21 protein-coding genes and 1 pseudogene are annotated in these 23,262 nt (G+C 37.0%); 18 read left to right on the top strand and 4 right to left on the bottom strand.

The window, feature by feature from the left end; genetic code table 11:
* The first annotated feature begins 40 nt into the window (after positions 1 to 40).
* The 3 genes from Q7P05_RS08480 to Q7P05_RS08470 all read left to right on the top strand — a co-directional run bounded on the left by Q7P05_RS08480 (position 41) and on the right by Q7P05_RS08470 (position 3,780).
* On the top strand, positions 41 to 1,171 hold the full coding sequence (locus tag Q7P05_RS08480) for an inverse autotransporter beta domain-containing protein (protein WP_303931625.1): 1,131 nt from the start codon (positions 41 to 43) through the stop codon (positions 1,169 to 1,171).
* Between the two features lie 24 nt (positions 1,172 to 1,195).
* Complete coding sequence (locus tag Q7P05_RS08475) at positions 1,196 to 2,461, top strand: inverse autotransporter beta domain-containing protein (protein ID WP_303881090.1); 1,266 nt, start codon at positions 1,196 to 1,198, stop codon at positions 2,459 to 2,461.
* Positions 2,462 to 2,523: 62 nt separating this feature from the next.
* Entirely contained in the window at positions 2,524 to 3,780 is a 1,257-nt protein-coding gene (locus Q7P05_RS08470; RefSeq protein WP_303931624.1) for an inverse autotransporter beta domain-containing protein, read from the top strand.
* A 113-nt stretch (positions 3,781 to 3,893) separates the two neighbouring features.
* Here the strand turns inward: Q7P05_RS08470 and Q7P05_RS08465 are convergent, their stop codons facing one another.
* Together Q7P05_RS08465 and Q7P05_RS08460 are read right to left on the bottom strand one after the other, a co-directional pair.
* Positions 3,894 to 6,263 carry a tetratricopeptide repeat protein gene (locus Q7P05_RS08465; protein ID WP_303931622.1) on the bottom strand — a complete coding sequence of 790 codons (2,370 nt, stop codon included), beginning with the start codon at positions 6,261 to 6,263 and terminating at the stop codon, positions 3,894 to 3,896.
* 184 nt (positions 6,264 to 6,447) lie between these two features.
* Complete coding sequence (locus tag Q7P05_RS08460; protein ID WP_039969510.1) at positions 6,448 to 7,230, bottom strand: basic amino acid ABC transporter substrate-binding protein; 783 nt, start codon at positions 7,228 to 7,230, stop codon at positions 6,448 to 6,450.
* A gap of 173 nt (positions 7,231 to 7,403) precedes the next feature.
* On the opposite strand from Q7P05_RS08460, the gene Q7P05_RS08455 reads away from it, so the two are divergent.
* Positions 7,404 to 8,585 (top strand): amidohydrolase, encoded by a 1,182-nt coding sequence (locus Q7P05_RS08455; protein ID WP_178884263.1) that lies wholly within the window; start codon positions 7,404 to 7,406, stop codon positions 8,583 to 8,585.
* On the opposite strand, the gene Q7P05_RS08450 is transcribed toward Q7P05_RS08455, so the two are convergent.
* Complete coding sequence (locus tag Q7P05_RS08450) at positions 8,578 to 8,904, bottom strand: hypothetical protein (RefSeq protein WP_303931620.1); 327 nt, start codon at positions 8,902 to 8,904, stop codon at positions 8,578 to 8,580. The two genes, Q7P05_RS08455 and Q7P05_RS08450, sit on opposite strands and share 8 nt — an antisense overlap.
* 149 nt (positions 8,905 to 9,053) lie before the next feature.
* Here Q7P05_RS08450 and Q7P05_RS08445 point away from each other — a divergent pair, with 149 nt between their 5' ends.
* The 14 genes and pseudogenes from Q7P05_RS08445 to Q7P05_RS08380 all read left to right on the top strand — a co-directional run bounded on the left by Q7P05_RS08445 (position 9,054) and on the right by Q7P05_RS08380 (position 21,937).
* A complete protein-coding gene (locus Q7P05_RS08445; RefSeq protein WP_303931618.1) occupies positions 9,054 to 10,208 on the top strand; it encodes a Cof-type HAD-IIB family hydrolase in 1,155 nt (384 codons plus the stop codon).
* Positions 10,209 to 10,547: 339 nt separating this feature from the next.
* The gene (locus Q7P05_RS08440; protein ID WP_178884269.1) at positions 10,548 to 10,745 is read left to right on the top strand and encodes a DUF362 domain-containing protein; all 198 of its coding nucleotides are present in this window, start codon (positions 10,548 to 10,550) and stop codon (positions 10,743 to 10,745) included.
* Positions 10,746 to 11,002: 257 nt separating this feature from the next.
* Complete coding sequence (guaA, locus tag Q7P05_RS08435) at positions 11,003 to 12,538, top strand: glutamine-hydrolyzing GMP synthase (protein ID WP_295867676.1); 1,536 nt, start codon at positions 11,003 to 11,005, stop codon at positions 12,536 to 12,538.
* Between the two features lie 230 nt (positions 12,539 to 12,768).
* A complete protein-coding gene (locus Q7P05_RS08430; protein WP_303931615.1) occupies positions 12,769 to 14,211 on the top strand; it encodes an NERD domain-containing protein in 1,443 nt (480 codons plus the stop codon).
* 125 nt (positions 14,212 to 14,336) lie between these two features.
* Positions 14,337 to 15,473, top strand: coding sequence for an SIR2 family protein (locus Q7P05_RS08425; RefSeq protein WP_303931613.1), 1,137 nt, complete (start codon positions 14,337 to 14,339; stop codon positions 15,471 to 15,473).
* Positions 15,473 to 17,326 (top strand): ATP-binding protein, encoded by a 1,854-nt coding sequence (locus tag Q7P05_RS08420; protein ID WP_303931612.1) that lies wholly within the window; start codon positions 15,473 to 15,475, stop codon positions 17,324 to 17,326. Before Q7P05_RS08425 ends, Q7P05_RS08420 begins: the two co-directional genes overlap by 1 nt.
* Before the next feature lie 164 nt (positions 17,327 to 17,490).
* Positions 17,491 to 17,907: a hypothetical protein gene (locus Q7P05_RS08415; protein ID WP_303931611.1), complete on the top strand. Its 417-nt coding sequence runs from the start codon at positions 17,491 to 17,493 to the stop codon at positions 17,905 to 17,907.
* A 108-nt stretch (positions 17,908 to 18,015) separates the two neighbouring features.
* On the top strand, positions 18,016 to 18,525 hold the full coding sequence (locus Q7P05_RS08410; RefSeq protein ID WP_303931609.1) for a hypothetical protein: 510 nt from the start codon (positions 18,016 to 18,018) through the stop codon (positions 18,523 to 18,525).
* A 129-nt stretch (positions 18,526 to 18,654) separates the two neighbouring features.
* Entirely contained in the window at positions 18,655 to 18,978 is a 324-nt protein-coding gene (locus tag Q7P05_RS08405; RefSeq protein ID WP_303931608.1) for a hypothetical protein, read from the top strand.
* A 2-nt stretch (positions 18,979 to 18,980) separates the two neighbouring features.
* Entirely contained in the window at positions 18,981 to 19,283 is a 303-nt protein-coding gene (locus tag Q7P05_RS08400) for a hypothetical protein (protein ID WP_303931607.1), read from the top strand.
* Positions 19,284 to 19,303: 20 nt separating this feature from the next.
* Entirely contained in the window at positions 19,304 to 19,765 is a 462-nt protein-coding gene (locus Q7P05_RS08395; protein ID WP_303931605.1) for a GNAT family N-acetyltransferase, read from the top strand.
* Between the two features lie 40 nt (positions 19,766 to 19,805).
* The gene (locus Q7P05_RS08390) at positions 19,806 to 20,879 is read left to right on the top strand and encodes a hypothetical protein (RefSeq protein ID WP_303931603.1); all 1,074 of its coding nucleotides are present in this window, start codon (positions 19,806 to 19,808) and stop codon (positions 20,877 to 20,879) included.
* A 14-nt stretch (positions 20,880 to 20,893) separates the two neighbouring features.
* Positions 20,894 to 21,313 (top strand): annotated as a pseudogene (locus Q7P05_RS08385) (GNAT family N-acetyltransferase).
* Between the two features lie 135 nt (positions 21,314 to 21,448).
* Positions 21,449 to 21,937: a GNAT family N-acetyltransferase gene (locus Q7P05_RS08380; protein ID WP_303931602.1), complete on the top strand. Its 489-nt coding sequence runs from the start codon at positions 21,449 to 21,451 to the stop codon at positions 21,935 to 21,937.
* A 209-nt stretch (positions 21,938 to 22,146) separates the two neighbouring features.
* Here Q7P05_RS08380 and Q7P05_RS08375 read toward each other — a convergent pair whose 3' ends face one another.
* Positions 22,147 to 23,247, bottom strand: coding sequence for a metal ABC transporter permease (locus Q7P05_RS08375; protein WP_303931601.1), 1,101 nt, complete (start codon positions 23,245 to 23,247; stop codon positions 22,147 to 22,149).
* Between the last annotated feature and the right edge of the window lie 15 nt (positions 23,248 to 23,262).

The following is a 23,262-nucleotide window of genomic DNA, read 5'->3' as shown; positions in this document are numbered from 1 at the left end:
GGTTTTATTTCTTATGCAAAACGAGGGGAGCGTATAAGTCATGAGAAGAAACATAATTATTAAGGCGTTGGTGTTAGGGACTATAGGATGTGCGTTTAGTGCTACAGGTTTTGCAGCAAATGTACAAAATGGACATGGCCAAGGTATTACAGATTCTACTACAGAAGTAAATGGGGCTAAGAATGAAGCGGTTCGCTCTAGTTGGATGGATCGTACAGATATTATAGTCGGTACCCAATCTAAGGTAGGGGCTCAAGTTTCGGTAGAAACATTACAACCATTAACCCATTATGATGAAAACTCTAAATCAGTTCTATTCGTACAAGGTGGCATCGGTAAAGGCGGACAAGAGGATCAAGCTAGCTATTTCTCTGGTGGCAATGGGGGATATTGGTATCCATACAATCCAGTTACTAAAAAAGGCGAACAACGGTATAGACCTGAAGAACATCATAATACTAAATCATTAGGAACTGTTGCTAATGTAGGGTTAGGCTATCGGATTCTCAGTAAACATGAACATGCGTATGTAGGTGTGAATACGTTTTATGATCATTCCTTCTCGAAAAAATATAACCGTATTAGCGGTGGCTTGGAATATGTATCTGGCTTTAACGAAGTTCGCGCTAATATCTATAAGGGATTAAATAGTACAAAATCTGAACCTTATAATGTACCTTTATATGAAGGTTATTTTGAATTCTTGCTAGATGGTGGTACTGCAGGCTATACAGTTTACAAGTCTCAAAAAGCATTGTCCGGATATGATGTAAGCTATGCACGCACCTTTAAGAATGCTCGTTGGGCACGTGCTTATGTAGGAGCTTATCATTGGAATGGCTTAGGCGCCACAACACATGGTGAAGGTCCTGCCTTAACTCTTAATGTTGGTAAAAGCCACGGCTGGCAAGCTGGTACTACATTACAACTTACACCACATATTTCTCTAGATGTAGGGTATACATCAGACAATAACAACTCTAGTGGGGCTTATGGCTTTGTTAAATACACCTTAGGTACATCCAAGTTTGCTTGGCATGGTGGTAAGCATAGTGATGATACTATTACCAATGCACGGGCTAGAATGTTAGATAAAGTAGATCGCAGCCCAATGCGAGTAGGTAATACCTATGAAGAATTCTGGATGGTTGTACCTTATGATCACTTATAAAGGCTAGTGGGGAGACAGTAATATATGATAAGCAAGTTAGTATTTAGAGCTATGGTTTTAGGGGCTGTAGCATGTGCATTTAGTGCTACAGGTTTTGCAGCAGATGTACAAAATGGACATGGCCAAGGTATTGCAGACTCTACTACAGAAGTAAATGGGGCTAAGCATGAAGCGGTTCGTTCCAATTGGATGGATCGTACGGATATTGCGGTAGGTGTACAGTCTGGAGGTCATTCCAAATTAGATAAAGGTTATTTTTTAACAGATGATCTGAATACCATTTATAATAAGCAATCTGATTACGGCAATCTAACGAAGGCCTATATAGAAACATTGCAGCCTATTTCCCATTATGATGAGAACAGTAAAAGTGTTCTGTTTGTACAGGGGCGCATTGGGCGCGGCGGTGAGAAAATAGCGTCGAAAGAAATGCGTGGTTATCTTCTTCCTGAATTAACAATTAATCGCTATGGACAAACTTCTTATACAAAAATAAATACGGATGAAAAATCATCCGAAACATTAGGAATTATTGGTACTGTTGGTATTGGCTACCGACGTCTTAGCCGAAATGAACATGCCTATGTAGGTGTTAACGCTTTTGTAGATCGTGCTTTCACAGGAAATTACAATCGTATCAGCGGTGGTGTAGAGTATGTGAATGGTCTCAACGAAGTGTATGCCAATGTGTATAGAGGCCTTGGTGATAAGGAACCCGTAAAAGGCGGTGGCGGTAATCCATATCCTAAACGGTTGTATCCTAATGGCTATCCAGATACATTCCCATATAATACCATTCCTAGTGAAAATTATAATACCTATGTAGGTGGTGGCGTGTTAGATGGCTATGAAATAGGGATTGTAAGATCCTTTAAAAATGCACGTTGGGCTCGTGCCTATGTAAATGGTTATCGTTGGAACGGCAATGGATTTAGCCATAGACAAGAATATAATTGGGGACGTCCAGGTCATTGGTCCGTGCCATGGTTTACTGCACGAAATGCTAACCATTATAAAGGCATTAAAATTGGTGCTGAATTACAGTTGACACCACATATATCTTTAGATATTGGGTATAACAATGCTAATAACATGTCGAAAGGTATGTATGGCACTCTTAAATATACATTAGGCACATCTAAATTTGCCTTCTGGGGTGGTAAGCATAGTGATGATACGATTACTACAGCTCGCTCTAAAATGCTAGATAAGGTACGTCGTCAAGACATGATTGTAGAGTCCTTTGATGACATTGAATATGATTATTTAGCGCCAATCGATCATCTATAATACCTCTGTAGTTTAGATTATAGATATTAAATAAGACATGTAATAATAGGGAAGTAATTTATATGAGTAAGACATTAATGATAAAAGCAATGGTTTTAGGTGCTGTAGCATGTGCGTTTAGTGCTACAGGTTTTGCAGCAGATGTACAAAATGGGCATGGACAAGGTATTGCAGTTTCTACTACAGAAGTGAATGCGGCTAAACATGAAGCTGTTCGTTCTAATTGGATGGAGCGTACAGATATCGTAGTTGGCATTGGTATGAAAGATTCGAAAGAGACGCATAGTCAGCACCATTATGTTGGTGAATCATCGATGAGACATGATGATCTAAATACTGTAACTTCGAAAAATTCAAAATCTACTGCAATCAATAAATTGTATATTGAGACCTTGCAACCTATAACCCATTATGATGAAAACGCTAAAAGCGTTGTCTTTGTACAAGGTCGTATTGGGCGCAGTGGAGAAAAGATTTCATCTTATAAATTAGATAGTTATTTGGAGCCAGCCAGACCTGCAGGGACGTTTATAACACATGATAAGCAAACAGATACGGAAGAATCATTAGGAATGAATGCTAATATTGGCATTGGCTATCGTCGTCTTAGCAAAGGTGAACATGCTTATGTTGGTGTTAATGCGTTCTATGACCATGTGTTTAAAGGTGGCTATAAGCGTGTTAGTGGCGGTGTAGAATATGTGGCAGGCCTTAATGAATTTCATGCTAATCTGTACCGAAATCTAGGGACTGATGATAGAAAATATATAGGTCTCCATGGCCGTAGTGTTGTATTAGGTGATCCTGCAGGATTGTATCCATATGGTATGGATCCTGATCAAAGTCTTTATAATTATGGTATAGCTGCTTATGAAAATCATTGGATGCTATCAGAAAAGGTTGCTGCCAGTGGATTTGATGTAGGATACTCACGAACTTTCAAAAATGCTCGTTGGGCTCGTGTCTATGCAGACTATTATAATTGGCGTGGTAGAGAGGCTGTAAGAGTAGGCTATTATAAATTAAATAAGCGCGATGCTATTAAAGGGTTTAACGTGGGTGCAGAATTCCATATTACACCACATCTTACTCTTGATGCGGGTTACAAAACAGCATCTCATCATTTGAGTGGTCCTTATGCGACCTTGAAATATACCATCGGCACATCTAAGTTTGCTTGGCGTGGTGGTAAACATAGTGAAAGCGTGATTACAACGGCTCGTTCCAAGATGCTTGATAAGGTACATCGTAGCGATATGGTTGTACAAGAAACTGTGGAAAATATTTATGAGCAGCAGTTTGTTGATGTTGGTTTATAGGAATTTCCGTATTCATTACCCTCATGATCATTTATAATAGTTTAGTCTATTTATAGGTTATAAAAAGGAGCTAGTACTTTCTGTACTAGCTCCTTTTATGTTCTGGGTCATTTTTATTGTAATGCCTTAGGCACACTGAGTTTTTTCCAATTGTCTAGCTCAGGTATTTCCAAGGTGTTGATTGTTTTTTGAATCCAGTAGTTTAAGGATACTTCGTTACCTAATTGTTGTTCAAATAAATAGGTATTGCCTGGTGTATCGAGAGGTTTACCATCCTTGTCGATGGAGTGGCGCATGGATTCTTTCAGATAGAGTTGCACCCTAAAAGGATTTGCGTGATTGCCTCTGAAAATAAAATAGGAGGGGCCAATAAAGTCATGGGTACGGACATTAATTTGTTCGTACTTTTTGTCTTTTAAGCCTTGTAATGCGGTTTGTATCATGGCATTCGCATCGTCGTATTCTTCAAGCAAGAACGCTTGTTGATCTACGTCGAGTACATAGTGCCACGTTGGTTTTTCTTCGTTCTTTTCAATAGACCAGTTATCACCTAATGCAGGTAATTGGTGCGTATCATAGAGGTCTTTTAATAGCTGAATGGCATTCTCTTTCTTGAGCGGTGCTCGGTAAATGGTCTCTTGACCTTCTGATGGGTCATAACCATGTATTCTGACTTGGTACGTATCACGTGGCATACGCTTTACATCTAGTTTAAAGATGTTGCGTAATTTATCTGGAACGGATAGGAAATGATTGTAAAAGCTTAGCTTCATTTCGTCTTGTGATGCTAAGGCGTGCTCAATGGTTTGCCAATCATATAAGGTGGTGTCCCATAAGAAGTCATCCATGTTTACAGATAAGCGAGCTGCATTTTGAGGCCATTCCGTATGACCAGGACGTACTGTTGTAGTAGACTCTGTAATACCTTCCTTATAACGCCAATGGCCATCGACCTCTTCAAAGGCTGCTAAGCGTTCCTCTGCTTCATCATCGATAGGGATATCTTTTAACTCTTCATCGAGGTTTGCTTTATGAGATAGTATGTATTGATGGGATTCTTCGTAATAGGCTACTGCAGAATCCAAATCAGGTTTTCCTGTGACATACCCTTTTTCATAGGCGTACCCTAAGGCAACGCGCGTTAAAGCCCGTGTAATATCGTAAAAGAGAACGCGGGCTTCCTCTTCTAGGGCGCGTTTTTCTTCTTCTAGTACACGTGTTAAGGATTGTACACCAAAGCGTATATTTTTCGTTACACCGAAGCCGTGGATGCGCATATAACCAATATATGGCAAGGAGAACATAAAGCGCTCTTTTGTGGCTGCCATATGGGTTAAGTCTGCAATGAGGCCCCAGTCGAGCGGTAGGTGACCGATGTGAAAAATATAGCCAAAGGCAGCTTGTAAGGCGGCATAGCCGGCATCACTGAAATATTTAGTAGCTGCACGGCGGTAGAGTCCAATTGCTTTTACCGGATCATAAGGAATGACTCTGCGTAGCTCTTTGGCATCATAGAAATGATAGTAATAATCCGCTAATTCAGCGGTGCTTTCAGCTTGACCTAGGGAGGCACCTTTCGTAAACCATGTGAAAGCATCCCCAAATTTTCCGTTTTCATGACAGTCTAGACCGGTGTAGAGCATCATCGTAGGATTACCTAGTTCAGCAGCAGTTAAGGCTACGCGACGCGCATTATTAAAATCACCTTCGTCGATATAGATGTTGCGTAAATTGCCTTGGAACATGGCGAGCCCGTTATCGAGCGCTTTGTTAAACCATTCCTTGGCTAGTTTAGTCGCATTTTCCTGTAATGTTTCGTTGGAAATAGTACCTTGTAAGGCTATAAGGCGTTCCTGTATAGAACCTTTTTGGAAGCTTTGTTGGATACGTTTCGCCAAACTTAGGCGCGGTGGTGTAATCATATCCCTTGCAAGTCTAATACGGTCATCATCACGCCAGAAAAAGACATTGCCTATAATGTATTGGCAGAAGGCATCACCTTGCTCCGCGTAGTCATAAACAATACGAAACGCATCGTCAAAGGATATTAACATATCCTTTTCAACCGTAGGTGTAATAGTTCCATTGATACGCAATGCTTGTAAGGTACCAATAGGACTACAACGGCGAATGCTGTCATGCAAGCATTGATAAGTACGCATGTTGTTTTCCGGGAAGTTTGATTCCTCCCATGTAAAGCGTGGACCTGCGTAGATACGAGCCAACAAAGCATACGCATCAGCTATCTCGCGAGCCTCTGGATCATTAGCTATTTTTAATGCGTCCTCTTTGGTGTCGATTTCGTTTTCCAGAGAGGTAGTCATATCGTTTCTCAACGCTCGATGATTCGGCTGCTCAGGAGTATGTTGATTATTTACAATCAGCTCTAATTGGCGCAAACCTTCTTGGGCCATTTCTTGATTGTAGGATTTAAAAATCATGTGGAAGACCTTTTGTAGGCGTTCCGTAAAGTACTGTGCCATAAGGCCTCCTTTAATTAGTTACGTTTACTATAGAATACGTATTTATTATATAACGAACGCGAGGGACCGTAAAAGAGGGATTAGAATAAAAAATCCCCTCTAAAAGCACTTCAGTGTCACAATATATGTGAGCCTTGAAGCCTTTTAGAGGGGTCATATTTATCCTAGTTCATAGGGATAGATATTATTTTTTGTTGTAATCGCCGAACCATTTGTCGTAGATTTTTTGGTAAGTGCCGTCTTCTTTAAGTTCTTTAAGAGCTTTGTTAACAGCTTCTTGTAAAGCTTTGTTGCCTTTTTTAACGCCAAGAACTGTACCTTCAGCTTTAGTAGGTTCGCCTACGAGTTTAAGGTCTTGATCAGCACCTTGTTTGAGGTAGTACATAGCCACTGCATTATCGATGATAGCACCGTCGATTGTACCAGCTTTCAATTCCATGAAGATATTAGCATTGGAATCGATTTGTTTTACTGTTGTGTTAGGGATTTTTTGAGCCATTTCAACAGGGATTGTACCGATTTGAGCACCTACAGTATGACCTGCTAATTCATCCATATTGTGGATTGTTGTGTTGTCTTTACGAACAACTGTGATGAAACCACCTTGGTCGAAGTATACATCGGAGAAGTCCAATGCTTTTTCACGTTCAGGTGTAGCATTGATACCTGCTGCGATCATGTCGATATCGCCAGATTGAACTGCTGGAATCAAAGCATCGAAGCCCATGGATTTGAATTCCATTTTTAAACCAAGTTTTTTAGCAATTGCTTCGGACAAATCAACGTCGAAACCAACGTATTTGTCGCCTTCAGTAAATTCGAATGGTGGGAATGTAGTTTCAGAACCTACACGCAATACACCTTCTTGTTGTGTCATTTTTGGTTTGTCATTACCACAACCAGCCAATAAACCCATTGCTGCTACCGCTACGAGGGCGATGGCTGTCAACTTTTTGAACTTAAACATAGAAACCTCCTCAAACATCCATATACATGGTTTATCAAATTCTGTTTATATTGTACGGAATTTTACAATAATAGGCAATAACATTGTATAATTAAGAGTAAATGAGTTTTCTATTCTTTATTGTAGAGTACTAAAATTCTTTACAATAATTTGGATATATACATGGAGGTAATATGTCCCTTACGAATACCTTTTCAGATCTTTGTAAAAGCTTTGCACCTGATGCGTTTGCTATTAACTATACATTAGCTAAGAACCCAGAGCTTTCTAGTCATGAATTTGAGACCGTAAAAACGATTGGTGCTGTTCTTGAAAAATATGGTATGGATGTAACTTATGAATTTTGTAATCTACCAACAGCATTTAAGGCATCTCCTGTAAAAGTAGATAACCCTAAAGGCCGTTTGGCTATCCTCTGTGAATATGATGCGTTGCCTGAAGTAGGGCATGCATGCGGTCACTGTGCGAGCGGCTCCCTGAGTGTACTCGCAGCATTAACGCTACGCAAAATGCAACAAGACGGCGTTGCTTTCAATATGGACATTGATATTATCGGTACACCAGATGAAGAAGCCACAGGTTGCAAGGTGGATATGTGTAATGCAGGCGTGTTTAAAGACTATGATTTAGCTATCATGGTTCACCTCGATGGTGAAGAAACACGACCTAATTCACAATTCTTGGCACTAGACTGTTTCCGTGCACGCTATCATGGTAAACCAGCCCATGCAGCAGGTGAGCCTTGGAACGGCATTAATGCGGTAAACGGCGTACAACTTGCTATTCACGCGATGGATATGATGCGCCAACAAGTGCGACCTGAAACGCGCATCGGCACATGGATCATTGCCGGTGGGACTGCATCTAATGTTATCCCTGAGTTTGGCGAGTTAGAAGTAACCGTACGTCATACAGAACGGGACTATTTGAATGGCTTATCTGAACAGATTAAGAAAATCTTTGAAGGGGCTGCCCTTTGTACTGGAACAACAGTGGATATAGAATTTTACGGCAATCCCTATGATGATATGAACCAAAACCACCGTGGTACTGCTCTTATTGAAGCGGTCATGGCAGATATGGGCCTAGACTTTGAACCAGGACCAGCAGCCCTCGGCGGTAGCTCCGACATCGGTAATGTGAGCTATCAATGTGCGGCGTTCCACCCTAAATTACGACTTGCTGGGGACGATAAAGTATGCCACTCTAAAGAATTCGCAGCCGCTATGCTAGAACCAACCATTGAACAAACAATCCTTGATGGAGCCAATATTATTGGTCGTACATTATTAAGTTTGGTAGAAAACCCAGCAGTATTAGAAGAGATTGTAGCTGAATTTAATGCATCTAAATAAAGTGCTTTCTATATCTATCAGGATGGCTGTAATAGTGTAGATAGAATTCGTGGTCTTTTTCAGATTTATTAATGATGGATGATAATGAGATGTTTCCGTTTATAAAGCTCTGAATTTTGGTGAAATAGGCACCTAACTCACGGTCGTGATAATAGAGCGTCCAGACCACGTTATTTCCCGCGATGACTGGAATGTACTTAAACTCAAGGAATTCAAATAAACCAGCGATAGTGATATCATCTGGAACGACAAATTCCTCCCGATGATGATTTATATCATCGCCTGCACAAACTGCATCTCGATCAATTATGATACGCATATGATTTCACTTCCTATCTATGCCTTATATACTATCTATGTCTTACATACTATCTGTGTATTCTTTTAACAGATATATTTGTAACTATTACTGTACTACTGATTTACAATAATATCTATCCATTTATATACCGTATTAAAGGAGACATCATGTCCTCAACTGAAACATTACAAATTAAAAACTACATAGGTCTCAAGGGTGACCAGCCTATTAAATTCATAGCCTCTGATGTTGATGGCACATTAGTTAACGATGCAAAAACAATTCCTGATGAGGCTATTGAGGCTATTCGTGCCGCTCGTGAAAGTGGCATTCGCGTAGCTATCGCTTCTGGTCGCGCTTGGAATGAGATGAATGATGTTATCGAGAAACTACCATGTTTACGCTATTTCATGTGTACCAATGGGGCCTATGTAATGGACAAGGAAGAAAACCGTAGTTTGTTCCATGTAACCTTTGATAAAGAACAAGCACTCTATTTGTTGCACAAACTTTTAACCTATGGTGTTTATGTAGAGGCTTATGTGAAAGATAAAATCTTTGGTATGTATCCACCGTCCAGATGCATTACGCCTGAACGATTAAGCGCATGTGCTAGTGAACGTAAATCGCCTAATACAAAAGGTTCGGTTGGACTCATGGATAATCATCTACCTAGCTTAATGAATCATCCTCAACTTGGTGTACCTGAGGAACATCTACCTGGTGAAACCCATGATCACTATGCCTTAGCTGAAGGTGATGAAGCAGCAAATGATAACTTATCTGAATGTGAAGTAGAACAGTCTAATTTCTTCTTTAGACCTAATATCCGTCCATTTATTTTGGCAACACGAACTATGGTGCCTGATTTACTAGCTCATATGGAATCCTTAGACGAAGGCCCTGAGAAGATGCAAATCTTTTACGGCGATGAGCCTATGCGCCAAAGAATCTTACAAGATTTGCGTGATGAATATCAAGGTATGTCTCATGATGGTACAGGTCGTGAACGCTTTTATGATGTACTGCTCTCTAGTGAAGGTAATCTTGAATTCGTACTACCACATACCACAAAGGGGACCGCTGTAGAAGCACTGGCAAATCATTGGAAATTTAGTCCCGATGAAGTCATGACCATGGGGGATAGTGAAAACGACCTATCCATGCTGCGTTTTGCAGGTGCTAGCGTAGCTATGGGCAATGGGAAACCAAATATTAAAGAAGCAGCGCGTTATGTGACGACGGATAATAACCATCATGGCGTAGCCAAAGCAATCTATTCAGCTATTGCATATAACAATGAATTACTAAAAAAACAGTAATCATATCTCAAATTAGAGATACTACCAGTTAAAAGTAAATCTTTCTAATCTGGATTGTGCTCGATATGTGCAAATCTGAGATACTACCAGTTAAAAATAAATCACATTATTTTTGATATGGTTAGATATATCTGTATTTGAGATACCACCAGTTAAAAATAAATACTTTTAACTGGTAGTATCTGAAAAAACTATATATTTTCGTTTGTCCGTTAGTCATCTAGTCAGTTTTATAGTTATAGGATTGATTGAAAGGCGATTAAAGGGAATATATGGTTTCAGCTGATATTAGAACGGATGCTAAGTTAGTTTTATTAACTCCATAGGAGGTGATGTGGAATGGGAAATCTAAAGTTTAATATAGATGATACTTGTGTTAAGTGCGGTGCATGTGCGGTAGATTGTCCTGTTCAATGCATTACCCAAGGGGAGACTCGGTTTAATATAGGTAAAGGTTGTATCGGATGTGGCGATTGTTACTCCATCTGTCCTGTAGGAGCTGTAAAGATGTCTAAACGTGAGACTGATAAAGAATAGTCTCTTGAAAGGGTAGAGCCTCTTATAGGTCATCTCATTGTATTGAGTTTTGTATAGAGTAAAACTAAAATCCGAACATTAAAATATTAATCATAAATTTCATACGGAATATATGGAGTCCATATACTTCGTATGGTATAATGAAATGTAATGAAATTTAGCGTTTTGTTCGAGAAAACGCACCGCCAGTACAGAAATGTAAGGGTATTAAAAAATAGTGAATATACTTTCACAAATAGATGCATATGGAGGAAGGCATGGAAAACAAGGAATTTGTTATTGTTGTTGACTTTGGTGGTCAATATAATCAATTGATCGCGCGCCGTGTTCGTGAAAATCACGTATACTGCGAAGTATATCCATACAACAAAGCGCTGGACAAAATTAAAGAATTAAAACCGCAAGGTATCATCTTCACAGGTGGCCCTAACAGCGTGTATGAAGAAAACTCTCCAAAAATCGAAAAAGAGATTTTTGAACTTGGTATTCCAGTTCTTGGCATGTGCTATGGTATGCAATTTATGGCGCATACATTGGGTGGCGAAGTTAAATCTGCGGACAACCGTGAGTTTGGTAAAACACCTACTAAAGTGGACACTACATCTCCATTGTTCAAAGGCTTGGACGAAGACCAAGTTGTGTGGATGTCCCACGTTGACTATGTAGCAAAAGTTCCTGAAGGGTTCGAAATCATTGCGCATACAAAAGACTGCCCTGTTGCATCTATGCAAAATAAAGAACGCAAATTATACGCTATGCAATATCATGCAGAAGTATTGCACACTGAACATGGTAAAGAAATGCTTCACAACTTCTTGTATGAAGTATGTGGTTTCACAGGCACATGGACAATGGCAAACTATGCAAAAACTGCTATTGATGAAATCCGTAACACTGTAGGGGATGGTAAAGTATTGTTAGCATTGTCTGGCGGTGTAGACAGCTCCGTTGCGGCAGCTCTTATTTCTAAAGCTGTTGGGGACCAATTGACTTGTATCTTTGTTGACCATGGTTTAATGCGTAAAAACGAAGGCGACGAAGTTGAAGCAGCTTTCAAAGATTCCGGCATGCATTTCATCCGCGTCGATGCAGAAAAACGTTTCTTAGATAAATTGGCTGGTCTTGAAGATCCAGAAGCTAAACGTAAAGCTATCGGCGAAGAATTCATCCGCGTATTCGAAGACGAAGGTCGTAAAATCGGCTCCGTTGACTTCTTGGCGCAAGGTACAATCTACCCTGACGTTATTGAGTCCGGTACTGGCGAAGCAGAAGTTATCAAATCTCACCACAATGTAGGCGGCTTGCCTGCAGTTGTAGACTTTAAAGGCCTTATCGAACCATTGCGCAACCTCTTCAAAGACGAAGTGCGTGAACTTGGTTCTGAATTAGGCTTGGCTGACTACCTCGTATGGCGTCAACCATTCCCAGGTCCTGGTCTTGCAATCCGCGTAATGGGCGAAATCACGAAAGACAAACTCGACATCTTGCGTGATGCGGACTACATCTTCCGTGACGAAATTGCAAAAGCTGGTCTTGATCGTAGCATCAACCAATACTTTGCAGTATTAACATCTACACGTACTGTAGGCGTTATGGGTGACTTCCGTACATACGATTACACATTGGCATTGCGTGGCGTAACAACAACAGACTTCATGACTGCTGACTGGGCGCGCATCCCTTACGACGTATTGGACACAATCTCCCGTCGTATCGTAAACGAAGTACAACACATCAACCGTATCGTATACGATATTACATCTAAACCACCTGCTACAATTGAGTGGGAATAAAATATTTTATAATAGAAGGCTATAAACGTGGGTTTATAGCCTTTTTTGAAAATATAATAGAAAAATATGAATAGTTTTAGATGTTTGTGTTAGAACGGCTTTTCATTCATGCTTATGAAGTAATGTTTAAACACTAGAACATAAAGGAATGTTGATAAAATGCTTAATTGCTAAATTTTATTATATATCCTCTTGATTAGTTTTATATTATAAATAGTGAGTCGTGACATATGTATGATTTAAAGAAAATAATAGAAATAGAAGGGCCTAAACTTTCTAGTGAGTTAATAGCGTTAATTGTAGAAAATGATAAGGTAAGTGAAGAGACTGCACGTAAACGCTTGTCTAGATTAAAGGACCCAATAAATAGAATAAAAGGGTTGTTTTCTGATAATCAAACCTTTTTTTATCATAAAAAAATTTATAAAAAACCTGAATTTTATGATGCTTTAATTGAATCACTTGAATTATCAGGTAAAAAATATTATGCAATTATTAACTCTATTCAATATCATTATGGTTCTATTAATAAAGATCGATTGCCAGCTTTTTCGTTTAGTCCAACTAAAAATCTAAAAGGACATAAACGTATCGATACTATGATAAGGGAGTTAATTGATTTAGAAATTATTTATGATAATGGAAATAATTATGAACTTAATTCTAAGATTTGTCCAAAAGAAAATCATCAACATTCTAAATCTTTAGAGATAGTTGAGAATTTTCTTTTAAATCAACTTAATGATTGGGCTAGAGGTATAGGGTTAACATCCTATAACACTGCAACATATTATTCCGAGTTTGGAAAGTTTTCATGGGCGTACGTATCGCCTTCATATGTATCAACACTTGTAAAATATAATAAAGGAAATATAGTTCCTGGATTTGTTGTAGCAGATGTTTTGATTGGTAATACAAAGAATGAAGTTGATATTGATTTTTTCTTAAAGAAAATTGAAGTATTAAGAAGTATTACAACAATGCCCACATTTCTACCTTTTTTGGTAACAGACTATTTGAATGAGAATATATTTAGAAAGTTAAAGGCAAAAGGTATTATTATTGCTTTAGTTGATAAGATGTTTGGTCATGGTTATAAAGAATTAATAGAAGCCTTAATAAATTCTATTACAAATGCTGGTGCAATTTTAAAAAATAATCCTCAGTCTTATTTAAATCTTATAGACTCGATAAATAGTTTGGCTATTGGAAAAACAAATAACTTAAGAGGGGATTTATTCGAGATGGCTGTTGGATATTATCATGGTCAAAAATGTAAAAGTTTAAATATAGGAAAAATCATCAATTTTCAAGGTAAACAAAGAGAAATTGATGTATTAGCTGTATATGAGAATAAAGTTGTAATTGCAGAATGCAAAGGGTATAAAAGCAAAATAAGTAAAGATGAAATGGAGCAGTGGGTAAGTGAAAAAATATATTTAATAAGGTACTGGTTGAATGCTAATGAGGCTTATGCGCAGAAAGAGTTTGTGTTTGAACATTGGTCTACAGGAGGATATACAGATGAAGCTGTTGAATATTTAAGAAAACTACACCCCAAAAAATATAAATTAGAGTTTATTGATTCTAAAAAAATGTTAGATAAATCAAAAGAAATTGAATCAAAGAAATTTAAACAAATTTTGAAGGATTATTATATGATTGAATTATAAACTATAGATCGGAAGGTTTTTTATAACTTTTAGGGGAGAAGGATAAAATATTTAAGCAATACTAGGTTAATTGAAAAATGTAACTTGTACTTGGAGGACATATTATAAGGGGTTGAGATTTAATTATGGATTTAGATAATAAGACGATTTCATATTTTAAAGGGAAAAATGAGACAAAAGTTGATATTGATTTAATCAGAACAGAATTGGCTCAATTTTTACAAATGGACAATTTAAATTTTTTAATTGGAGCAGGTTGCTCTAGTCATTTGGTTGATAATAACGAAATGGGAATACCCGGCATGGCCAAATTGTATGAAGATTTTTTTAAAAAACATTCAGATTTTAAAATTGCTGAAGAAGATGTGCAATCTAAATTTGACGGTAATTTAGAGTCCATGCTTGAAACCATGGGAGGTATTGTTGCTGCTGGGAGAGTAAAAAATATTGATGAGAATATAGGCGATAAAATTAAAATTGTACAGAAATTTATTAGAGATAAAATTATTAGTGGGTTACACGGGGCAGAAGTACTTCAGCTTTATCGTAATTTCTATATCAAAACAGTTTTTCGAGGAAGAAAAAGCCCAATTAATATTTTTACTACAAATTATGACCTATATAATGAGCAGGCATTAGATTCACTTTCATTCCCATATAATAATGGGTTTGTTGGAACATATAAAAGAAGCTTTAATCCTGCAAGTTATAAGTATGCGTATGTTGAGGATATGAATTTATCTAAAAACATATGGGAAAGAGTGCCCAATTTTTATAACTTATATAAGCTTCATGGATCTATATCTTGGGTTAAAGAAGATAATAAGATTAGAGAGATTGATTATAAGCATATAAGTGAAAATGATACTGTTATGATTTATCCTACTCCTTTAAAAGATAGATCAACTTTAATGACTCCATATTCAGATTTGTTTAGAGCAATGGAAACCGGATTATTAAGAAAAAATAGTGTTTTGATAACGTTAGGTTATAGTTTTGCAGATGATCATATTAATAGACTTATTTTAAATTCATTGGCAATACCAACATTTAAACTTGTTGTTTTCGGGAAAAGTGATGCTATAAAAAGATTAATTGGGATGGATGATTCTCGTATTATAGTTATTAATTCAGATGATAAAATTCATTACTTTAAAAATTTTGTAGAAAAAGCCATGCCTGAAATTCAAGAAGATGTTAAAGAAAAAATAGATTTAGATGATATTTTAAATAGACTGAATGCTAATAAGGGTGAGGATTAATGAGTAGTCGAGAAATTGGTAGGATTACTTCTGTAGGGATTAATGGAGTAGTAGTAGATGTAAACTCTGACTTAGGTAATTATATAAATACTATTGATGGAATACTTTTTATTGGTGAAGTAGGATCATATGTATCAATTTATGAAATTGGCAGAACTATTATTGCGGAAATCATTGGTGTGGATGAGAAAGTTCAGTCAGCTAATGTTAATGAATTGGCTAGACCTAATAGTAAAAGGCAAATATATCTTAATTTATTAGGAGAAATAGTAGGCGACAAATTTTGCTTCGGTGTTTCTAAAATGCCATTAATTTTTTCAACTGTTTATATGATTTCTCAAAAAGAATTAATTACTATGCTTGAAGTTGGTGAAGAAGAGATAAGAGTATCGGAGGAAACTGATAGTACAAGGAAAATTTTACTTACCATAGGGAAATCTGTTGTTTTCCCTGATTATGAAGTTAAAGTTAATATTGATAAATTCTTTGGTTTTCATTTTGCTGTTTTTGGAAATACTGGATCTGGGAAGTCAAATACTATTGCAAAAATTTTACAAAATATTTTTGAAAAACAAAATTATTCTGCAAAAGGAGCTAAGTTTGTAATTATTGATTCGAATGGAGAGTATAATAAAGCTTTTTCAAAATTAAATGAGCTTAATTCTAATATAAAACATTCCCTTATGAGCACTGATGAGGTTGGTGAAAAGAAGTTTGAAATACCCGTATGGGCATTATCAGCTGATGATTGGGCTACTTTGTTACATGCTTCAGAAAAAACACAAATACCTGTATTAAAAAGGGCAATTGATATTGCTCGAATATTTTATAATTGTGAAGTAGATGATGTTAATATTAAAAATCATATATTAGCATCTACTTTACTTGGTATTATTCAAAGTTCAGATACCTCACCATCTAAGTCCGATAAACTTAAAGCTATAGTTACAAAATTTAAAACAAATGATATTAGTATGAGCTCAATTATAAAAGATGATAAAACATTAGGTGATTTAATTGGTATTAATTATGGTTCTATGATAGATGAAGCAGGGGTTATTTCTTTTTTAATGACTTTTTTAAATGCGCAAGAAATATCAGATAATATTCTGAAAGCTATGGTTCCATATAGTTTATCTGATTTTATTAAAGCTGTTGAGTTTGCAACTTTATATGAAGGGAGTATTAGTTCACAAAGAATACAAGAATATACATCGACACTAATGACTCGCTTACAAAGCTTACAAGATGGAGTTCAAGGGCGTATTTTTTCAAAGACAGAGTTTAATACTGTTGAAGAGTATATTAAAAGCTTGTTGGGCGAAAATCAAATTGTAGATCTTGATATTAGTTCTTTAGATGATTCATCAGCGGAGGTAGTTACGAAAGTTTTAGCAAAGCTTATATTGGATTATTTAAAGGGGGGTGAAGTAAAGGCGGAAACCCCAATTAACTTTATAATTGAAGAAGCACATAGATTTATAAAGAATGATACAAATTATGGTGTGATTGGATATAATATTTTTGAGAGAATTGCAAAAGAAGGTCGTAAATTTGGAATGCTCTTGGGAATATCCTCTCAGCGCCCTAGTGAGTTGTCAAAAACAGTTGTATCTCAATGTAGTAACTTTATTATACATCGTGTACAAAATCCGGATGATTTACAATACTTATCTAAGATGGTTCCATATGTAAATAACAATATGATTGATAGACTTACATACATTCAAACAGGTAATGCACTGGTTTTTGGTAGTGCGATTAATTTACCAACATTAACGCAATTTGATCAAGCAAATCCTGCAACTGATAGTGGTAATGCTAAAATATCAGAAAAATGGTATATTGAATAATTTTTTATTCTTATAGAATGTAGTGATATTGTTTGGTTATCACCTTATTTTTGTAAAACAAGTACTACAATGTACCTGCTATTGGATAAAGGAAAAAAGATTTTTTAATTGGCTAATTGGGTAAGTAGTTTGCGTTGATAGGATTAGTTGTGTAACGAGGTTCTATGAAAACAATAAAATCTTTTGGCGAGTATTCCAAGTATTCTCTCCACGATGCAAGAGCACAGAAAATAGAATACGCAGATGGTAATTTAATTTTTACCTTTGATTATATTTTTTTCTATGAGCATGGTGATGAACAGACTCATAAGGCTAAGATTGTATTTGAGAAATGTGATATTGATGATCTAGAAATTCTCGTCTTTAATAGTACAATATTAGATACTTTCACAGGTAAAAGAATTGAGTTGCCACAGTATCAACAGGAGTATAGTGAAAGTGAGTTTGAGGTCATTACGGAGACCTATAATTGGGGACGTGCTGTATTTCAAGGATGGTTATGGACTGGAGGTAATCCCGTTCACTGTATAATGAACATATACTTTACAGGTGATATGGTATATGTAATAGATGAGGACTAATATGAGTTGATATGTTGTTAGTTTTTGAAATTGTAAATTACTTTATTCTAAAAGGAGATACGGAGTTCTTTATCATGAAAGGAGTTAATTCTGTAAGGACGTAAGAATATGAAAGCTTTAAAAGAAATTTTAGATAGCCCTATATATTTAGATATTATAGAGGAATTAGGGCCTGATAACTTTAATAAAGAACTACAAAGTATAGAAATTCAAGAACTAAGAAATCGATTGAATCAAAGGCAATTCTTATTAGAAGGGTTTAATTGCCAGTTATATTCTGAGAAAGAGTTAATGCAGTTTTTTGAGCAATTAATAGAATACAATCGTAAAGCACTGATTCTTTGGAGTAAAGCCTTTTGGCAATACAGTAATGAAACTTGTGAAGAATATCCTGATGGGGATTTTACGAAAGGCGAAGAATTAGATAGAGAAGATAAATCAACTATACTTGAAATAGGAAAATATTCTATAACAAGTATTGCTTTGTATATGATTGAATTTGATATTTTGAAAAATCACCCAGAAATATTAGAAGACTATTATAAAAGATTGCATATTCCCGGTGCAGTGAAATACGGACGAGAAATTAAGGCGCTTTATAAAAGTCTTTTTAGTTAAAATATAAAGAAGATAAGGAAATTTTAAAAAGGTTCTAGATTGATTAGATAATCTTAACATAGAGCAATTTAGTTTTTACTCGGATATACTTTACAGTCAATATGGTATATGTAATCAATGAGGCCTAATATGAGTAATTTAGATTTTACGATTAGTTGCACTGTTACCTTTTTTAGCAAAAAGAAAACGAGTCCACCAAATTTAAATAATGGAAAGTATAGTCCTCATATTGTTATAAAAGGCACTGATGAACATCTTGAGATCAACTTTATTGACGGTGAGGATGTTACTTTTGATAAACAAATAGGAGCTAATGCGTTGCCACTGCATGAAACTGTAGATTATTCGGCCCTGCAAGTAGGTACAGAGTTCTTTATCATAGAAGGCGGAAATATTGTTGGTGAAGGGATTGTAAAAGAAATCTTTCAACATAAACCGTATGGGAGTAAATAGCTATGGGCTATAAAAATGTATGTGTAAACTGCCGGATCTCCTTGTCAGAGGGGACAAACTACGAGTTGTTTAATACAAATAAAACCTGCCCTACTTGTAAATGTAAAATGTACTTTGTGAACGAGAAGTTCAAGGCTCCTAAAAAATCTAATGAGAAAGAATGGAAGATTATCGAGTATTTGTTGTTGAGCGGCTATGACTTCCGAAATCCTTATTGTGGACTTGAGCAATGTATTTATTTTGAGTTCCCTAAGAACCTACAAGAGGCAGAGGCGTTTATCCGTGAGATGCGAAAGTTAAAGTAATCACTATTATTGGAGTTGAAATGATTAAGATTGTTGATGGAAACCCCTATTTAGATCAGGTAAAAGCGTTAATTATAGAATACACAGAATGGCTTGGCCGCGATTTATCCTTTCAAAATTTAGATAAAGAATTGGCAGATATTGCTGATAAATATACGGCGCCTAATGGTGAGTTATTGGTAGCTATTGATGAAAATGAGATAGTGCTAGGCATGGTGGCGTATTATCAGAATAGTGATACCAGTTGTGAAATGAAACGCCTCTATGTGCGTCCCGAGGGTCGTGGTCATGCTCTCGGTGATCGTCTGATTGAAAGTATTATGGACCATGCTAAGGCATCTGGATATAAAGAAATGGTGCTAGATACAATTGAACCGTTGCAAGCAGCGATCCATTTGTATAAGAAGCATGGCTTTGTTGAATGCGAGCCGTATTATCATAACCCTATGGACGATGTTATCTATATGAGCAAGATATTGTAGCGAAATATGTTTTGCACTTATAATTTAGGAGAGCTTTAGCATGAATAAACAGCAGGCAAAAGGATACCTTTTAGAGATAGTATTATCAAAACTTATTGAAGTGAATGGTTATGAAGTAATTACAGAGTGCAATATTCCTTATGAACCTGGTGTACCGCATGGCGAACAAGAAATAGAAAGTAAACATAATGGTTTAAATGTTCGAGGACGTGGAGGTTATCATCAGTTTGACACATTGGGGACTTTTAAAATGACGCCTCCCTTTGTATATCCTTTGCGCTTATTTGTGGAAGCAAAGTGTTATGCAAACACAAAAGTTGGTATTGATAGAGTTAGAGTGGGCGTTGGTATTTTAAATGATATTAATACTAACTACACTACTGTAAATTTGAGTACAGAGCAATTATCTGTTAAACGTTATCAATATCATTATGCTATCTTTTCTACATCTGGTTTTTCAGATCCTGCACAACGTTATGCAATTGCTCATAAAATACATTTAATTGATTTATCTAGTGATGTATATAAAGATATCATAGACCTCATTCAACAAATAATAGATGCATTGATGGATAATTCAGATATAGATGATACTCAATTTAATAGTTTTAAAATGGCGTTTTCAGAATTAATTCGTGATGAAGTGGCATATCATAGGAGATCTTCTTATTGTTGGGATGAGTCTTTATTTGATATTGATTTGAAAAATCTGATAATGGATTTAAAGAATAATATTGAAAATCAATTTATATATTTGGCTACAATAAATAGTGTATATTTGATTCCTCTACTAGCTAATTCAGAATTTAATGAGTTATTGAAAACTAATCCACATCAGGACGTTTCAATACATTTTAATCCAGAAAAGCCCGATGAATGGATTATAGTACCAATTATTAATAATTCTGAGAGTCCTAGCCTTAGTATTCGGTTTACTCTTCCTGAATTGCTTCGTCAATATATACATCAAGACGCTGTAAAGGCGATGATGGTAAAAGAAAAAATGATTGATAAAATTGTTTTTATTGCTTACTTAGATAGTGAAAATCCTACACTATGCACATTAACCTTTAATAAGGCTGCTACTTTAAGAAATCCTTGGACGTTTAGATAATGTGAAGGTTTTTTATGACTATTAAGTATACTGAAGAAAAAAATTTTACTTCCCAGCAAGTAGCAGATTTGTTTCTGTCTGTTCGTTGGGTGGTAGGTAAATATCCTGATTGATTACACAAGGCGCTCATGAATTCCTCTCGTGTGATTTCTGCATGGGATGGTGACCGTTTAGTTGGTCTTATTCGTGTCATGGATGATAGCGAGTTGGTATGCTTCATCAATTATGTGCTGGTTCATCCTGATTATCATGGCCGTGGTATTGCTGGTCATTTGTTAGAAATGGTGAAAGAGGCTTACAAGTCTTACTTGTACATTAATGTTATGATTGGTGATAGCAAGAATACACCATTTTACGAGAAGCATGGATTTAAAATTAAAGAAGATTCATTGCCGATGCAGTATCGGAATGTACCTAAATATACGAAAAGATAAGTGGTCGGATAATCTATATAGCAAGTAAGTGGTCAAATTGTTAATAAAAGGCTACACGTACATAGAGTTACGTGTAGCCTTTGTTATGTAAACAGTATATACTAAAACGGATATGTAGATGCGATGGAGAAAAATATGGATATTTTAATACGAAAAGCGACAACCGCTGATTTAGATTTAGTGACACATATTGAAGCAACTTGTTTCCCGCCTGCTGAGGCGGCGCCTCGTGAGGCTTTTAAGGAGCGATTAGATCATTATGCAGGTCAGTTTTTAATTGCTTTTGACGGCGATACTCCTATTGGTTTTATCGATGGCTTTGTAACGGATGATGAAGTCTTGACGGATGAGATGTTCGCCGATGCTTCCTTACATAATCCCCATGGTGCATGGCAAATGATATTTGGTCTAAATACATTGCCAGAATACCGTAACCGCGGTGTAGGTGGTAAGTTAATTGAGGAATTTATCGACCTTGCGAGAGAGGAAAAACGGAAGGGCGTCATTTTAACCTGTAAGGAAGAAAAGATTCCCTATTATGCCAAGTTTGGTTTTGTAAATGAAGGCGAATCAGAGTCGGATCATGGCGGTGCCAAATGGTACCAAATGCGAATCGTATTTTAGGTGCTTAGAAATAAGTAGGGATTAACTATTTGTGGTTTTACAATAAAACTGAATATAATAGTTCCCATATAAAAGAAGCTGAAATCTTTGCAGTACAGCATTGATTTCAGCTTCTTTTTTGTTGGGAAAAATATTAAGTTTCTACAATTACTTTAATTAGACTATATGGATTTGCCTATTATTGTGTATACCAAAATCCATATGGTTGATTAAATAATTTCTTTAACTTGCGCCACGCCTTTATCGGTCAGCATATAGTATCCATTTGTTACATACAACAAGCCTTGTTTCTTAAGGTGTGATGCGGCTTGGTGTGTATAGTCTGGCTTCCAGTTCAAGTGTTCGTGAATGGTGCCGATACCATTTTCAATGGCCGCCACAGGTGTATTCATATGGGTATAGATGTGGCAGAGCATCATCGTTTCTCGATAGTGACGACGCAAGTGGCGTTGGCGAAGATAGGTTGCAATATAGCCTGTCTTTGGCGTGCCAATAACGGCAATTAATAATGCGAGACCGATCGTTGTTGCGATAGCGCCTGCAATGGATACGTCTAGGGTGAAAGCGACTTCAGTACCGATGACGGCACAGATAATGCCGATGATGATACTGCTAGTGAGCATGGCTTTCACAGAGTCCGTCCATAAATAAGCGATAACCGCAGGTCCGATCATGAGGCCGATAACGAGGATAGCACCAACCGCTTGGAATGAAGCCACCACGGTAAGGGATACCATGGTCATCAGCACGTAATGGATGAGGGCAGGCATGAAGCCGAAGAGCCCTGCTAATAGTGGATCGAAGGTAGATAGTTGCAATTCCTTGTAGAAGAGCATAACTAATAAGAGGTTGATGACCGCTACCCCTAGGGAAATCCATAGTGATACGGGACCTAAGTCGGTACCGTTTACAATCCATCTGTCGAATGGAGCGAACGCGATTTCCCCTAGAAGCGCCGTATCTACGTCAAGGTGTGCGTTGCCGCTGTAGAGACTGACGAGGATGATGGCAATGGAGAAGAGGAGCGGGAATATGATACCAATGGACGCGTCTTCGTTGACGAGGCCCGTGTTATGAATCATCTCTGTAAGCCACACCGTTCCTACGCCGACTACGGTTGCCCCTACTAATAGCAAGGGCGAGTTTAAATCTTTCGTTACAAAGAAAGCGAGAACGATGCCGAGGAATACGGTGTGCGTAATGGCGTCGGCCATCATAGACATGCGACGTAGCACGAGGAATACACCAGGGATAGCACACGCGATGGATACTGCGATGGCTATGAGTAAAATCTCTGTATGTACTGTCATGGGGCACCTCCTATG

It is taken from the genome of Veillonella dispar, assembly GCF_937975875.1.
Taxonomy (GTDB): Bacteria; Bacillota; Negativicutes; order Veillonellales; family Veillonellaceae; genus Veillonella; species Veillonella dispar_B.
This window is presented reverse-complemented; position numbering and strand designations above follow the sequence as displayed.

Excerpts from the sequence above, each read along its gene's own strand:
- Q7P05_RS08480 (WP_303931625.1), top strand. The coding sequence starts at position 41 with ATGAGAAGAAACATAATTATTAAGGCGTTGGTGTTAGGGACTATAGGA.
- Q7P05_RS08475 (WP_303881090.1), top strand. The coding sequence starts at position 1,196 with ATGATAAGCAAGTTAGTATTTAGAGCTATGGTTTTAGGGGCTGTAGCA.
- Q7P05_RS08470 (WP_303931624.1), top strand. The coding sequence starts at position 2,524 with ATGAGTAAGACATTAATGATAAAAGCAATGGTTTTAGGTGCTGTAGCA.
- Q7P05_RS08465 (WP_303931622.1), bottom strand. The coding sequence starts at position 6,263 with ATGGCACAGTACTTTACGGAACGCCTACAAAAGGTCTTCCACATGATT.
- Q7P05_RS08460 (WP_039969510.1), bottom strand. The coding sequence starts at position 7,230 with ATGTTTAAGTTCAAAAAGTTGACAGCCATCGCCCTCGTAGCGGTAGCA.
- Q7P05_RS08455 (WP_178884263.1), top strand. The coding sequence starts at position 7,404 with ATGTCCCTTACGAATACCTTTTCAGATCTTTGTAAAAGCTTTGCACCT.
- Q7P05_RS08450 (WP_303931620.1), bottom strand. The coding sequence starts at position 8,904 with ATGCGTATCATAATTGATCGAGATGCAGTTTGTGCAGGCGATGATATA.
- Q7P05_RS08445 (WP_303931618.1), top strand. The coding sequence starts at position 9,054 with ATGTCCTCAACTGAAACATTACAAATTAAAAACTACATAGGTCTCAAG.
- Q7P05_RS08440 (WP_178884269.1), top strand. The coding sequence starts at position 10,548 with ATGGGAAATCTAAAGTTTAATATAGATGATACTTGTGTTAAGTGCGGT.
- guaA (WP_295867676.1), top strand. The coding sequence starts at position 11,003 with ATGGAAAACAAGGAATTTGTTATTGTTGTTGACTTTGGTGGTCAATAT.
- Q7P05_RS08430 (WP_303931615.1), top strand. The coding sequence starts at position 12,769 with ATGTATGATTTAAAGAAAATAATAGAAATAGAAGGGCCTAAACTTTCT.
- Q7P05_RS08425 (WP_303931613.1), top strand. The coding sequence starts at position 14,337 with ATGGATTTAGATAATAAGACGATTTCATATTTTAAAGGGAAAAATGAG.
- Q7P05_RS08420 (WP_303931612.1), top strand. The coding sequence starts at position 15,473 with ATGAGTAGTCGAGAAATTGGTAGGATTACTTCTGTAGGGATTAATGGA.
- Q7P05_RS08415 (WP_303931611.1), top strand. The coding sequence starts at position 17,491 with ATGAAAACAATAAAATCTTTTGGCGAGTATTCCAAGTATTCTCTCCAC.
- Q7P05_RS08410 (WP_303931609.1), top strand. The coding sequence starts at position 18,016 with ATGAAAGCTTTAAAAGAAATTTTAGATAGCCCTATATATTTAGATATT.
- Q7P05_RS08405 (WP_303931608.1), top strand. The coding sequence starts at position 18,655 with ATGAGTAATTTAGATTTTACGATTAGTTGCACTGTTACCTTTTTTAGC.
- Q7P05_RS08400 (WP_303931607.1), top strand. The coding sequence starts at position 18,981 with ATGGGCTATAAAAATGTATGTGTAAACTGCCGGATCTCCTTGTCAGAG.
- Q7P05_RS08395 (WP_303931605.1), top strand. The coding sequence starts at position 19,304 with ATGATTAAGATTGTTGATGGAAACCCCTATTTAGATCAGGTAAAAGCG.
- Q7P05_RS08390 (WP_303931603.1), top strand. The coding sequence starts at position 19,806 with ATGAATAAACAGCAGGCAAAAGGATACCTTTTAGAGATAGTATTATCA.
- Q7P05_RS08380 (WP_303931602.1), top strand. The coding sequence starts at position 21,449 with ATGGATATTTTAATACGAAAAGCGACAACCGCTGATTTAGATTTAGTG.
- Q7P05_RS08375 (WP_303931601.1), bottom strand. The coding sequence starts at position 23,247 with ATGACAGTACATACAGAGATTTTACTCATAGCCATCGCAGTATCCATC.